This window comes from Methanomethylovorans sp. PtaU1.Bin093 (genome assembly GCF_002067275.1).
Lineage (GTDB): Archaea > Halobacteriota > Methanosarcinia > Methanosarcinales > Methanosarcinaceae > Methanomethylovorans.
In genome coordinates, this window is sequence record NZ_MVQX01000016.1 from 1 (window position 1) to 14895 (window position 14895).

The window sequence follows — 14895 nt, forward strand, 5'->3', positions numbered from 1 at the left end:
CTGAAAAATATATACCCTGCTGACATTAGTAGCCCTCCCGAGTTGTTCCAGTATTTCCTTGAAATCCTCTGAAGACAAGCCTATCTGCAGGAATTTGCTTGCAGCAATACTCACAGCTTCAAGAATGCGGATAACCTGTTCTTTTTCCATGTGTTCTGTAATATCTTTCAGGATACCAGATATGCCCAGAAAGGTACCATTTGCATCTTCCTGCCTTGAACATCTGCATTCGAACCAGAAGACATTTCCTTTTTTATCTTTGAGCCGCATGGCTATATCAGCTATTCCTCCATACATCTGAAGCTTAAGGTATTCTCTGGATGCATGATCCTTGTCTTCGGGAACAAAGATCTCAAAAATGTTGGTGTAGATGAGTTCTTCTTCCTTGAAGCCATATTTTCGTACGTGGTGGCTGATATACGTTATTGCACCTTTTTTATCAGTTTCAAAGATCATATCCAGAGAATTCTCAAAAAGAGCATGAGACCTGATGGCATTAAGAGAACGATCATTTATCGATAGCTTCTTTTCTGTAATATCCCTGCCAACTAAGAATACGCATAGAACCTTCTTATCCGAACCTTTTTCAGGGATCAGGCGCCATGACCAGTTCCTGATACCATTTCCAATAGGGAACTCCATCAGGATCTCATGTTCAGTATCCTTTCCTGTAAGAAATGCTTTTTGTATCTGATTTTTAAGGAGAGCACAGGCATGTATCGGAATACCTGTCTCTTGTAATTGCCTATCAACAAGGTCATGTGCCTGTATCCCAGCGGCTTTTTCCATTGCCTGATTAACGTACAGACATTTCATTTGCCCATCAAGCACACTTACCAGATCACAGGAGTTATCTACAACTACACGAAAATCCATTGGGACCAAATCCATGCTATCGGATCGCATTATTCCTTGATGAGCAAAGGAATGAATAATATTTTAATCTGGTGCAGGTTTTCTATGTGTCAGTCTTTAAGAAAAAAGGAAATAATGATACAGGTTTTTACAAAAGATCAGGGTCAGCCAACAACACTCATATCAGCTATCCGAAGTGAGGGTGTAACTGTTCCGCCCACTTGCCTCAGATCCCTGCCTGCACCATTTATATTCCTAAGGATATCGAAAACATTTCCTGCTAACATAAGCGATTTGATAGGTCTTGCAAGCTCTCCTTTCTCAATGGTGAAGGCATTCCTTGCTTCCACAGAGAAATCACCTGAAATGTAATTAGCAGTATGTGCTCCTATAACAGTATTAATATAGATCCCCTTATCTGTATCTTCGATCACATTGCTCTTTTCATATCCTATTATAAAATTGCGGATCCCTACGGAAGGAGGAGAGGAATAGGAATGCCTGGAAGCATTGCCTGTACTGCTTATGCCTTCCTTACCTGCAGTATAGTTGTCATAGAGATAGGACTTAAAAACGCCTTTTTCTATAATAGGGGTTGTCTGGGAAGGAACGCCTTCATCATCCGCCATGGCTGTTTCAAGGCCTCCTTCAAGTAGTCCATCGTCAATTATGGAGAGCTTCTCGCTGGCGATCATTTCACCTTTACGACCGATCAGACTGGACCGGCCTTTCTGGACATTGTCTGCATCAATGGCAGAGGAAAAGATGCCTGTCAGAAGATCTGCGACTGCAAAAGGATGCAGAATGATCTCTGTACGATGCGGTTCAATGGAAATGCCTTGCCTTGACATGGATGCAAGTTCAGAAGCAGCTTTTCCCAAATTGAAGAAATCAATGTCCATTTTTCTGGACATATCGTACTCATAGGCAGTTGTTGGTTCTTCCTGACCTGTTATAACATCTACGAACCCACTTATTGCAGTTCCTCTATCTTCTACCTCTATTCCATTACTATTTAATATCAAGCGTCGGCTTGCCACACGGGAAAAAGATCCCGCCGTTACTAGCACATCTGGCAAGGATGATGCTCCCTCCAGCATATTTGTGGACAACTCTATACATTCGTCAAGTTCCATATCTTTGATACGGGGATCGAACGTATCCTTGATCTCAGGATATTTACCATCAGTGGGGAAAGACCTCCATGCCGGATCCCTGCCTCTGATCCTGGCTGAGGAAACTGCGGTCCTTGCAGCTTCTTCCATCTTCGTGTCGATATTGGTGCTTGCGAACCCAACAGCACCGTTGACCACTGCACGAATTCCCATTCCCTGATTTATGTTCTCCTTAGAACCTTCGATCAGACCTTTACGGATATCTATACTGGTCACTTCGCTTTTGACCAGATAGACCTCAGCCTCATCAGCACCTGCTTTCAGAGCAGCACTTAGGGCTTTTCTTGCAGTATCGTACATTCAGGTACCCCCTACAACGGCCTTCGAGATACAAATGTGAGGTGATCCGTCGCTCACAGGTACCAGCTGTCCACCTTTTCCACATCTTCCGGAGTTCATTTTCAGATCATTGCCCACATGGGTCACATTATTGAGGATCTCAAGTGTCTTTCCGGAGAGAGATACATCTCTCATGAGGGTAGTGATCTCACCTCTTTCTATGAGATATGCCTTTTCTGCATTGAACTGGAATATACCTTCGCCAGTGTTGACCTGTCCGCCTCTGGAGCCAATAAGATACATGCCGTCACATATTTCCTCAAGCATTTCTTCAAAGGTGGAGTTGCCATTATCCAGATATGTATTGCTCATACGGACTATGGGCATGGAGTATCCCTGACACCTGCTGTGTCCAGGGTCACCCCCAAGCCTTGCTGAGGTTTCTCTGGAATGCAGGTAAGAGTTCAGTACGCCATCTTTTATGATAGTCGTTCTTTGTGATTGTGCCCCTTCATCATCAAATGGGAAGTAGCCATATTCATGAAGTGTAGGGTCATCCACTATAGTGATAAGGGGTGAGGCTATCTGTTTTCCAATCATATTATCAAGAATGGAACTTCCCTCAAGCACCAGATCGGCTTCTGATGCATGCCCTACAGCCTCATGTACGAACACTCCTGCCAGCTCCTGATCAAGTATCACAGGCATGTTCCCTCCCTTTGCAGGCTTGGCATGTATGAGCTGAAGTGCCTCGCTAGCTGCACTTGTTGCAAGCTCAAGAGCATTATTCTCATCGAATATTTCATACCCTTTGACACCGAACTTGCTTTCCCTTCCTGCCTGGTAGATGCCATTCTCTGAGGCTACTGCACTGACCGCAAATCCGGACCTTATAAGCTCGTACTCACAATCCAGGCCGTCAATGTTGTTATAACATACCTTGACTTCGGATTCAGAGTAGACAGCACTTGTGCTGCTGATCCCCTCAAGTTTTGCCCTTTTGCTCATTTCCTTGAGCAGTTCCACTTTTTCTTCAATGGATATATCCCGGGGATCTATCTTTATACGGGGGAGATCTTTCAATGTTGGTTTTCCGACGGGTGTGAGTTCCACTTTTTCTTTGGGATTTCGGGAATTCATGCTTACAGCAAGCTCAGAAGCAGCATTAAGTGCTTTCTTCTCATTGAAATAACCATCAGCTGAAGTAAAGCCCCATGAACCTCCGCACAGAGCACGTATGCCTCCGCCCCGTGTATAGTTCACAGATATCTCTTCAACATTTCCATTATCAATAATAATGGACGTAGTAGTGGCATCTACCACTCTTACGTCGTAAAAGTCAACATTTTTCATGTGGGTCATATTAAAACCAATATCCTCTTATGTGGGAACCACTTCAGGAATATCGAGGTTGAGCTTAAGGTTCGTCAGTTTCGAAAGCTTCTCCACTATTCTCTTTTTATCGACTCCCACAAGACTGTGCTCCATAACTTCTATAATGTTCGTTACTGGCACTATCTCGATCTTACCCTTATAGGCTTCTTCGATAAGCACATCATCCTCATTGGATTTGGGGATTATTACTTTCTTTATGCCTGCCAGGGCCGCAGCCTCTATCTTGTAGGTGGCACCACCGATGGGCAATACATCCCCCCTCACAGAGAGAGAACCGGTCATTGCCACAGACTGGTCCACAGGTATGTTCTCAAGTGCAGAGATCACAGCTGTAGCTATGGATATGGATGCACTGTCACCTTCCACACCTTCATAGGTCCCTATGAACTGTATGTGGATATCATGGTTTGCTGTATCCTTTCCGGTGATGTTCTTTATCACGGCAGATACATTTTGGACAGCTTCTTTCGCGATATCCTTAAGCATGCCGGTCGCAACCACACGTCCTTCTGAACTTGATTGAGCTGGTGTCACTTCGGCCATTATAGGCAATACTATGCCAGAGTCTCCCCCCATTACGGCGAGACCGTTGACCCTTCCCACAGCTGAACCATTCTTCTGGAACAGCTGATAATCTTTACGTCTTTCAAGATAACTATCTGCCAGTTGTTGTTCAATGGAGCGGGCCATCTTCTTTGCAGCAAGCACATGTTTATCGGTGGTTACTGGTGCGTTCTCAGCATGAGCAATATCTCCTGCTACTCTAACAAGACCTCCAAGATCCCTTAGCTTCAAGGTCAAATGACCCTTTCGTCCAGCTCTGCGCCTGGCCTCCCTGATCACCTCATTGACCGCAGACCGGTCAAAAGGAGGTATATGTCCATCACGCATTACTTCCTGTGCCACGAAACGCACCAGGTTCCTGCGGTTCTCTAGAGTGTCTTCCATGGAGTCACGCATGAATATCTCGTAGCCATACCCTTTGATCCTTGATCTGAGCGCAGGATGCATTTTCTCCACTGCATCGAGATTACCTGCAGCCACCATGATAAAATCACATGGTACAGGCTCTGTCTTTACAAGGGCACCGGAACTGCGTTCTGATTGTCCTGTGATGGCATATTCTTTTTCCTGAAGGGCCGTCAGCATGCTCTGTTGAGATTCAAGGCTGAGGGTATTTATCTCATCGATGAACAGAACACCTTTGTGTGATTTGTGTATATCGCCGCTCTCAACCCTGTCATGTGCAGGAGTTTCAAGTCCTCCTGACTGGAAGGGATCGTGGCGCACATCACCAAGGAGTGCTCCTGCATGGGTGCCCGTTGCATCGATATAAGGAGCATGCTCTTTGTTGTAATTATTAACAATAAGCTTGGGTATCATCATCTCTTCTTTTGGCAGCAACTGGCGCGTAAGCAGGAGTATCATAATAGCTGCTATGATCCCCCACAGCAGTTGGTCCACATAGAAAGAATATATGATAATGCCAAAGACCAGTATCATCATCAGCATGTTCCTGGATTGGGACTTTTTCTGCGCTTCCAGTTTATGGGCCATGACTATTTCTCTGCCCTTGCCAGCAGGTACAGTCCTTATCTTGGGATTGTTCTGATCCTCAAGATTCGGATAAGCAAGGATGTCCTGCAGCTCTTCTTTGGGTAAAAGTTCTGCCATAGCCTTTGCCAGCAAAGACTTACCAGTGCCTGGGGTCCCTATCATCATTACATGCCGGCGCTGGCTTGCTGCTTTCCTGACCACTTCCACAGCATGCTCCTGCCCGATGATCTGATCGATCAACAGTTTAGGGACATCTATGGAGTTCGTAGTGTTGAAATCGAGATCATAAAGTTCGTTTTGATCAATAGTAGTCATCTCTGTATCCATGATTTGCTCACAGTTATGATTTTGTTGTCAACCTGAATATTCCTTGTTTTTATTGATTTTGCATATAAGGTGCACATATAAAATAAATGTATCACTTTATATTGCAAAACTATATGAATATTAAGGCGGATATGCAGAAAGCGTTTAGAAAATGAAACCCATTATTCATATACTTATTGCTTTCATGTTTGTAATGATCCTTGTTTCATTACCGGCGACCGCCGCGACGGAAAATTCCCAATATATCCATTACAAGCATATGACAATGAAATTCAGTGGAAATAATGCCACTGTTACTCTTTCCTTTGAGCTAGATGCATTTGTGCAGGCTTACACATTATTGATGGGTAGCCATAATCTGGAAGGGGATATAAGGAAAATGTTCTCTGACTTCGACGAAGTAACAGTTTCAGAGATAGGTAAAGACTATGCTATTATCAGGATCGGCAATGTTTCACATTTAAGCAATGGGTATTACCTGCATGATTCCAGAGAGTTGGGTTCAAGTGTTGACGTGCTCACCATGGTCTATCCAAGTGGTGCAACTAAGCAGAAATCTAATGCAAAGGAAACATCGAATATATTCTATTAAACTCCTCACTTTTAAGTATCATCTCTTTCTCTAAGCAAACCCTGTATCCAGTTCCTGATATCATCACAGCAGCTACTGGATGATGGTAATGTTTCTCTCCCCAGATTGCCGGAGATGCCAGTGAATCACACTCTCTGCCATAATTAAATAGATACGAAAGTTTCAAAACTAAATGTGCAAAGCAATGTATTTTTCAGATGATCTCAAAATTTTACTATATCATGAGGCTATACCCGGTGAACTATATATAAGAAATGCACTTTGAACAGGTAGATAGCCTTTTTTGATTTTGTGGAACAAAAGGTTTATCTGCTATGACAATGTATGGGTGGTGCCGATAAGGGCTCGTGGTCTAGTTGGTTATGACGTCGCCTTGACATGGCGGAGGTCCTGAGTTCGACTCTCAGCGGGCCCATCAGCAAAACAAAGAACAGTTAAGTTTAAATTGGAAAACAGCATTAAGGTGCTATGTTGCTCCCCATAAAGCCCAGGTAGCTCAGTCTGGGAGAGCGCTGCCCTGAAGAGGCAGTTGTCCCCGGTTCAAATCCGGGTCTGGGCACCAAACAATGCACATCAGTAGTGTAGCGGTTATCACCTGGCGTTGCCAACGCTAGAACCCGGGTTCGAATCCCGGCTGATGTATTCTATATTTTTTTGTTTTTGTTATTTTTAATTGATACTATATCTTATTATAAGAACCACTCATCTAAATAAGTTCTAGATAAATAAATAAAAATAAGGTAGTTTTTAAGATTTCATATATGGGTCAAATAATATAATCCACAACTATTCTATCTTCCTTGATCTTGCCCACGATCTCGGCAACTTTGACATGTTCAGGATGTTTCTGATATGTTACCAGCGCTTTTTCATCCCTGAACTCGGAGTATAACACTACATCAAAGGCAGCTTCAGAAGGAATTACATTCATTCCGACCTCTATATGTTCGATCTCCTGTATCTTTTCTTTTAATCCTTCAAGCATAAACTTCATCATTTTGGCATTCTCTGCCTTTGTTCTTCCTTCCGCACGATCTTTGAGCTTCCACATAACGATATGTTTTAACATTGCCATCCCTGTTCTCTTCAGTTATTACAGAGCCTGCCAGGATCCAGCCACAGGTCGTAGCAACCGGCGGCTATCTTCTCAGGCCTGATATCTTTTCGGTTAATTTAAAGCGTTTCAGGAATTCATATATCTCTTCATCGGTCCTTATAACATATAGGTAATACAAAGCAATGAACGATCCCGCTATCCCCACGATCAGATATTCGTTGGTCCCAACATATTTAAGGATAAAAAGGATCGCTCCTACCGGTAAGAATAGTAGCAGCTTGGATAGAACTATGTGTCTTACATGGGACATTTTAACCCCGGAATAAGATAACATCTTGTAGCACAAATATCCGTATACAACGGTTCCAGACAGCGCAAAAAGGACCAGGGCTATTCTTGCACTGCCCATCATCCCTCCGATGACCAGAGATAATAATCTAGTTATGAAATTGAAGATATTGAATTGCAGGCCGAATTGCTGTTTTTCCATGACCACATATATTGAACTAAGTGGTGAGGATATGAACCACACAAAAGCCCATATGCTCAGGATCTGAGCGTAAACACCGGCTTCAGCCCATGAGCTACCGAATATGACGCTGAATACATCACTTCCTACAAATGTAAGTGTCAATATCGGGAACAATCCGATTATTACAAGCAGTTTGAAAACAGTTTCAACGAGGGCATCCAAGCTGCCCTGAGAATTGGCTACAGATGCCCTCTGGAAGAAAACCTGGCTAAGAGAACTGCCTATAAAGCTCATTGGAAGCTGTAGAATTCTAAAACCAATGGAATAGAATCCAACTACCGCCGGAGAAAAATAAAAAGCTAACAGGAATGCAGGAAGCTGCCAGGATATACTGTTCAACAGAGCTGACCATGTATCTATCAAAGGGAATTTCTTATACCTTTTCAGTCCCTGTAAGAATTTTTGCGGGTGAAGATTCGCTTTGATGAAGTTTTTATCGTCTTTCCAGATCTGTCCTCCCAGGACAAGGGTCGAAACAATGTTTCCCACCACAGTGCCAACTATGAGACCTCCACTTAGAGGGTATCGCAGGAAACCGGAAACTATCTGTGTTCCTGTTGTTGAAAGGGAACGCGAGACCTGAGCAAAAGAAAGTCTCTTAAAATGTTTTGTTCTGGAATTCCAGTAGTTCAAAGCCTGAAAGACCCCGTTGACAAAGATAATAATTGGTATCAGCCACAGAAAATCCGCAAGCTGTGGAGAGTTTAGCATCAAAACTATCTCGTTTTTAAAAAAGTATATCGGCAGAATGCTTACAGCAGTTATGATACAGACGATCGATAAGCTCAATCCCAGCAGATTTATCGCTTCTTTATCAGATTCCGGAAGCATTATCGAAAACTCATACCTCATACAGGCAATGATCCCGACGATCGTTGTAATTGAGATCAATAAGGCCCAGGTGCCAAACTCCTCAGGAGTGTACAGCCTGGTTAGCACAGGAGATGCCAGTATAGTAACGATCTGGGCAAAGGTCGTTCCTCCGACAAGGGTCAATACATCAGATGCAAAATTTGTTTTCTTTTTAACCGGTGAAGAATCGTTATTATGACTCTGGTTAGAACTTTTCATGAGGAGGACCCAACAGTATTACTTTTTCAGGATTGATTGGTAGATTTGATTTACTCTTATAATTGATCAAAGATCATCACATTCAAATATAGTTTAACAACAGCCGAGCCCCATAAAGGCTTTTTCTATTAATATACCTATCTATAAAACACTACCACTTATTGATGGGTAGCAAGCAGATATTTTCCAATGATCAGGTAATGAAATGTTTTAAAATTAAACCGGGAAAAAAAGAATAGCTGTTAAATAAAACTCCAACTATCCTTATTTTATTTTCTTTTCAGGGATCTGTACTTCCGTTAACAAGTCCTTTTCAGGCATCTCTTCAGGATCGTTGATATACAGAATACGCCATTCGCCTGCTTGTCCCCCTAATAGAGCTTAAGATGGGATAAAGGGTCTTTATTTGCCACGGGGCAGACTTTTGATCTTAACCTTTGCTCTCATTACCTTTACTTTTCTCATATTGATCACCTCTCTTTAATTAGTACCATTCCTCTTTAATTATTGTATTCTTTTTATTTATATTCAATTATCTTTATGTTCAAAAGGAGCAGTTGTGCTATCTCACACGCATGCTTCTTTCCTGGAGTTCACAGGATGATCTTTATCAGGCTTACTGCTCTCAATATTTTTAATGAAGTTTAGAAGTTTCTCCCTGTTGAACATCCCTTTGTGCATGATACTGAACACATTTTCATTCAATGAGCTCATATCAGTTGGATCAAGGTCCTTTGCAGTGCAGATGATGATAGGAATATCAATAGTTTCAGTGGAGGCCTTTAGCGCTGTTATGACATCAAAGCCACTTATCTCCGGCATCATGAGGTCCAATAATATAACGTCCGGATGTTGTTCAAATGCAATATCGATGGCCTCCTGTCCTCCATAAGCCGGAAGCACATTGATCCCTTCTTCAGCCAGCATAGATGCTATCAGCTCGACTGCATTTCTCTCATCATCTACAACAAGGACACTCAAAACAGCTTTTGAGCTTTCGTCTTTGAACCTTTCAAGTGCAGCAAATAATCTCTCCTTTTGAACAGGTTTGACAAAATGTTCAACGGATCTCCATATTACACCAAGTTCACTCTTTTCGATCACAGAAGCGATTATTACAGGAATATTATGGGTTTGCTTGTTATCTTTTAAGTGCTTCAGCACTTCCCATCCATCCATACCTGGCATCATAATGTCGAGGATAATAGCAAAAGGTTTCATTTTTCCTGCAAGTTCAAGGGCCTCTTTGCCATTCTTTGCAGAAGCTACACGATATCCTTCATCTCTCAATGTTACTTCAAGGAGTTCTCTTGAAAGTGTGTCATCCTCTACAACAAGTATTAGAGGCCCATCGACCTTTGAAGAAGCGTGCTCCAGTGTTTGTGAACGCTGCGTATTGGTCTTGGTAACTTGTTGTATTGTTTCTGCAGGTGCACTGATCTCCTGTTCAATGGCAGTTCTTTCTTCTGATATAGGTCTCAATGGTAATTCAAAAGTGAATTTAGTTCCTTTTCCCAATTCACTTTCAACCCATATACTTCCATTTTGGATTTCTACGAATCTTTTGACCAGAGAAAGTCCAAGACCTGTACCCTCATGTTTACGGGTTGTGGCAGAGTCCAGCTGTACAAAAGGCTGGAATAACTTACTTTTATCTTCTTCAGATATTCCAATACCCGTATCTTCAACACTGAATCGGGCTTTATCAAGGGCTTTGGTCGCAGAGATAGTGATCTTCCCACCAGGATGGGTGAACTTGATGGCGTTGCTTACAAGATTGAAAAGTATCTGTTTGAACCTTAATCGGTCTGCATATATTATTTCCAAACTCTCATCCTTAATGAATTCAATTTTGATCCCTTTCTTATCCGCAAGAGGAGAAACTAATTGTTTTACTTCATCGATAGTGGTATATACACCGAACAGTTCACAGTGCATATCCATTTTACCTGCTTCGATCTTGGAGAGGTCAAGTATGTTGTTTATCAAGGACAGCAGATGTTTTCCGCTTGCTGAGATGTTGCCCACGTATTTCTTTTGCTTATCAGGGTCCACAACAGCTCCATCAAGTATCATGTCAGAGAAGCCTATGATCGAGTTCAATGGTGTCCTGAGTTCGTGGCTCATAGTTGCAAGGAAATCGCTTTTGGCACGATTGGCAGCCTCTGCAGTGATCTTCGCATCTATCAGAGCCTCTTCAGCTTCCTTTATCCGGGCCATATCAACGAAGCTTTCGACAAAGTACATTTTATCAAAAAGATGAACAGGTACAACGGATCTAAATATAGGGATCTCTTTTCCATCGGCATTTATCAATATACTTTCGCATTTATTTATGGTCATTCCTTGGTAGAGAAAAGCATCTACTCCTTTTTTCAATGGAGGAATGAAGTCGCTATAGGCACTGCCCACAATATTTTCTTTAGGCAGACCTATGATTTCTGTAGCTGTCGGATTAACATCGGTGATGATCTGAGTTTCAGCATCTATCAGAAGAGTGCCACAGATTATGCTTGAAAGCACGGTTTCCATTCTTTTCTTGTTCTCATTTTCAGCCTGCTGGAACTCGAGCTCATTGTTCTCAAGTGACTCAAGCATATAATTGATGTTATTAGCAAGATCCTTAAGTTCATCATCGCCGTCCATATCCACACGAGAGGAAAGTGATCCCTTTTTCGTGATATCTGTCAGGTTCTTGCTAAGGAAGGATAATCTATCTAGAAGTAGTCTATCTAATAATATCATTAGGACTATTCCACATAAGATCCCCATTATCAGAATTACAGCAAATACATATTTTAGAGTAGATCTACCTTGCTGGTAAGTATTCCTTTCCATATCTACATCTAAGATCAATACTGGATTCCCGTTAACATCACTCAATACAGTAGTTCCTACGATTGAAGTTTCATTTTGAGGATTTATGTACAGATTGTTATTCTCACCTAAAATAGAAGATAATTTTTCAGGGTCCACTGAGGCACTTTTTTCGTTGAACTTTTGTATATCAAGGGATAACTGAGTTTGTTCTTCAAGTTCCTCGATCACTGCAGTATCCAAGTACCTTGCAAATATGATCGTTCCAACTGTAGGTCCGTCCCCTGAATTTTTTTTGATGGGGTTAGATGCAATGAGCAAGAGACCTTCGGGTGAATTGATTATACCGGTTATCTGTTTTTCAGAATGAGAGAAAAGGATGGCATTTGTACTGAAGTGATCAAGTATTGAAGATGAAATGTTTTTTTCTTCACCACTTTCTATGTCTACTCCGGTAGCATAATAGAGTTTATTCGATGAATCATAGAATAGCATCATATTTGTACCAAGGTTTGCTAAAATCGATGGGAAAAGCGTTTCATTGATATAACCTTCATTTTCACCCTGTACAAAATAGAAAGTATCAGCCCATACTCCATAATCATATGCGTTAGAGCCTAACTTCTGTATCTTCGCGTCTAATGCATTTGATGCACGTGCTACATTAGTGGAGACCTCATTCTCTTCAAGCCGGGAAAAACTTATTTCAACTATTTGTTCAGTAGCTAAAAACAAAAATGCAAACAGGATGATGAACGTGACTCCAAGGAGCAGCATCGTCTTATTTCTTATCTTCATAGGTCATGCACCTTTATTTTAGATATGCTTGCACTGTTCCCAGGAAATTGGAGACATCTATAGTTTTTGATATATAACCTAGGCAACCAGCATCAATGAATTCCTGTTCATCTCCTTGTATGGCATGTGCAGTTAAAGCGGCAACAGATTTGTGCCGTTGAGTTGGATTTTCCTTTATGTTCTTCATACACATGCTTCTTTCGTGCAGTGCTTTGGATGATCTTTATCAACAGTCCTGTCCTCCACAGTTTTGATAAGATCTATGAGCTTGTCCTTGGTTAACATACCTTTGTGCACGATGCAGGCTACATTCCCAGCCAAAGATTTTTTGTCATCCGAGTCAAGATCCTTTGCAGTGCAGATTATGACTGGAATGTCAATTGTTTCGGGACTGGACTTGAGAGCTTTTATGACATCAAAGCCACTAACTTCCGGCATCATAAGGTCAAGCACGATCACGTCCGGGTGTTTATTGAATGCAGTATCTATTGCCTCTTGTCCTCCATAAGCCATCAGCACATCGAATTCTTTTCCTCTTAGCATTGCATCCATTAGTTCCACTGTGCTTCTTTCATCATCTACAACCAGCACGCTGAGTGATGACCTTGATAGGTTTGCTTTTATTTTGTTCAATGTTCCAAGCAATTCTTCCTTCTGGATGGGCTTTATGAAATGCTCCACAGCTCCCCACACAATACTGGTCTTTCTATCTTCCATCATGGAAGTTATTATTACGGGAATATCATGGGTTTGGTCTTTCTCTTTCAATTGTCTCAACACATCCCAGCCATCCATACCCGGCATCATGATGTCAAGAGTGATAGCAAAGGGTTTCAGCTTGTTGGCAATCTCAAGAGCTGTTTTCCCGTTAGCTGCAGTTGCCACTCTATAACCTTCATGTACCAATGTGACCTCAAGCAGTTCCCTGGAAGCATCATCATCCTCCACGACAAGTATAAGTGGTTCATCACCTCTGGCATATGGAGGCTCCATTATCTTAGGAGCAGGTATTTTGGATTCGGCATTGGATTGTGAGAGAGTGGGTTCAGGAGCATTGGCCATGCTTTTTATCTCAGAGCGAACAGGCACCGCTTCCGCACGCACTGCCTCTGCAGTTGCTTCAGCGTTCGTGTTTTGCTGTAGCGGCAATTCAAATGTAAAAGATGTCCCTTTTCCCAGTTCGCTCTCGAACCATATACGCCCATGATGCAGCTCAACGAATTGTTTTACCAGGGAAAGCCCAAGGCCTGTTCCTTCATATTTACGGTTTGCAGCAGAATCCAGCTGCATGAATGGCTGGAAGAGCTTGCTCTTGTTCTCTTCAGAGATCCCTATGCCTGTATCCGTTACAGTGAACTGTGCCATACTGTCAGTCATATGTGCGGAGATAGTTATCTTTCCGGCCTGAGGGGTGAACTTGATGGCATTGCTCGCAAGATTGAAAAGTATCTGCTTGAACCTGATCCTGTCAGCATAGATCTTATCAAGGCGTTCATCCCTAATGAACTCCAATTTGATCCCTTTCTTATCTGCAAGCGGAGATACAAGCTGCTTTACTTCATCAATAGTACAATAGGCACTGAATAGTTCATAGTTCAACTCCATTTTCCCTGCTTCTATCTTGGAAAGGTCAAGTACGTTGTTTATGAGGGACAGCAAATGTTTTCCGCTCGTAGAGATATTTCCCAAGAACTTCTTTTGCATGTCAGCCACCTCTCCAACACTGCCACCCATCATCAGATCAGAGAAACCTATGATGGCATTAAGAGGTGTGCGCAGTTCATGGCTCATGGTGGCAAGGAATTCGCTCTTCGCACGATTGGCCGTCTCTGCGGCTACCTTGGACTCGATAAGGCTCTTTTCAGCTTCCTTCATTGTGGTCATGTCCACGAAACTCTCGACAAGATAATTTTTATCGGCAACTGTAACCGTTATTGCAGATTTAAGGATAGGTATCTTAGTACCGTCCTTGTTGATCAATACTTGTTCAGACCGATCAACTGTCGATCCAAGGTCAGTGATGGGACACTGCCCCGTGTGTGCAGGGCAGATAAAATCATGGCATATATTGCCTACTATTTTCTCTTTAGGCAGGCCGATGAGCTCCTCAGCAATAGGGTTCACATCGACTATCTGATGTGTCTGTACATCGACAAGAACAACCCCGCTGATGATATTGGAAAGTACGGTCTCCAGTCTCTGCTTGCTTTCCTGTTCCAGCGTCTGGACTTTCACGCTGTCCGTAATGTCAGTGGTACAGTACACTCTGCCTATGATCTTTTCTTTGTGGATGATAGAACCAACGTACCAATCATAAGTATCCCCATTTTTGATATTAAGGGTTATACGTTCTTTATTCGAAGTATTTTGGAGTTGTTCGAGGCTTATGTTGTTTTCCTCATAGTCCTTTGTTCTTGAAACGATATGCTCCAGCACTTTT

10 protein-coding genes and 3 tRNA genes are annotated in these 14895 nt (G+C 42.3%); 4 read left to right on the plus strand and 9 right to left on the minus strand.

What is annotated here, in order from left to right; genetic code table 11:
* From A4E24_RS01600 to lonB, 4 genes are all read right to left on the minus strand, one after another.
* Nucleotides 1–876: PAS domain S-box protein (locus A4E24_RS01600; RefSeq protein WP_292351093.1), on the minus strand; the 876-nt coding region annotated here is incomplete at its 3' end.
* A gap of 143 nt (nucleotides 877–1019) precedes the next feature.
* On the minus strand, nucleotides 1020–2330 hold the full coding sequence (locus tag A4E24_RS01605; protein ID WP_292351094.1) for a TldD/PmbA family protein: 1311 nt from the start codon (nucleotides 2328–2330) through the stop codon (nucleotides 1020–1022).
* Nucleotides 2331–3662, minus strand: coding sequence for a TldD/PmbA family protein (locus A4E24_RS01610; RefSeq protein WP_292351104.1), 1332 nt, complete (start codon nucleotides 3660–3662; stop codon nucleotides 2331–2333).
* 27 nt (nucleotides 3663–3689) lie between these two features.
* On the minus strand, nucleotides 3690–5588 hold the full coding sequence (lonB, locus tag A4E24_RS01615; protein WP_292351095.1) for an ATP-dependent protease LonB: 1899 nt from the start codon (nucleotides 5586–5588) through the stop codon (nucleotides 3690–3692).
* Between the two features lie 184 nt (nucleotides 5589–5772).
* On the opposite strand from lonB, the gene A4E24_RS01620 reads away from it, so the two are divergent.
* From A4E24_RS01620 to A4E24_RS01635, 4 genes are all read left to right on the plus strand, one after another.
* Nucleotides 5773–6180 carry a hypothetical protein gene (locus A4E24_RS01620; protein WP_292351096.1) on the plus strand — a complete coding sequence of 136 codons (408 nt, stop codon included), beginning with the start codon at nucleotides 5773–5775 and terminating at the stop codon, nucleotides 6178–6180.
* A gap of 341 nt (nucleotides 6181–6521) precedes the next feature.
* A tRNA-Val gene (locus tag A4E24_RS01625) sits at nucleotides 6522–6595 on the plus strand.
* Nucleotides 6596–6665: 70 nt separating this feature from the next.
* A tRNA-Phe gene (locus A4E24_RS01630) sits at nucleotides 6666–6742 on the plus strand.
* Between the two features lie 8 nt (nucleotides 6743–6750).
* Nucleotides 6751–6822, plus strand: a tRNA-Gly gene (locus A4E24_RS01635).
* Between the two features lie 124 nt (nucleotides 6823–6946).
* Here A4E24_RS01635 and A4E24_RS01640 read toward each other — a convergent pair.
* The 5 genes from A4E24_RS01640 to A4E24_RS01660 form a co-directional block, all read right to left on the minus strand.
* The gene (locus A4E24_RS01640; RefSeq protein ID WP_292351097.1) at nucleotides 6947–7255 is read right to left on the minus strand and encodes a Dabb family protein; all 309 of its coding nucleotides are present in this window, start codon (nucleotides 7253–7255) and stop codon (nucleotides 6947–6949) included.
* Between the two features lie 64 nt (nucleotides 7256–7319).
* Nucleotides 7320–8840 carry a lipopolysaccharide biosynthesis protein gene (locus A4E24_RS01645; RefSeq protein WP_292351098.1) on the minus strand — a complete coding sequence of 507 codons (1521 nt, stop codon included), beginning with the start codon at nucleotides 8838–8840 and terminating at the stop codon, nucleotides 7320–7322.
* A gap of 567 nt (nucleotides 8841–9407) precedes the next feature.
* A complete protein-coding gene (locus tag A4E24_RS01650; protein WP_292351099.1) occupies nucleotides 9408–12455 on the minus strand; it encodes a response regulator in 3048 nt (1015 codons plus the stop codon).
* A gap of 13 nt (nucleotides 12456–12468) precedes the next feature.
* Nucleotides 12469–12642, minus strand: a complete 174-nt coding sequence (locus A4E24_RS01655) for a hypothetical protein (RefSeq protein WP_292351100.1) — start codon at nucleotides 12640–12642, stop codon at nucleotides 12469–12471.
* Nucleotides 12639–14895 (minus strand): response regulator (locus A4E24_RS01660; RefSeq protein WP_292351102.1); only part of this gene is annotated, 2257 nt, incomplete at its 5' end. The genes A4E24_RS01655 and A4E24_RS01660, both read right to left, overlap by 4 nt.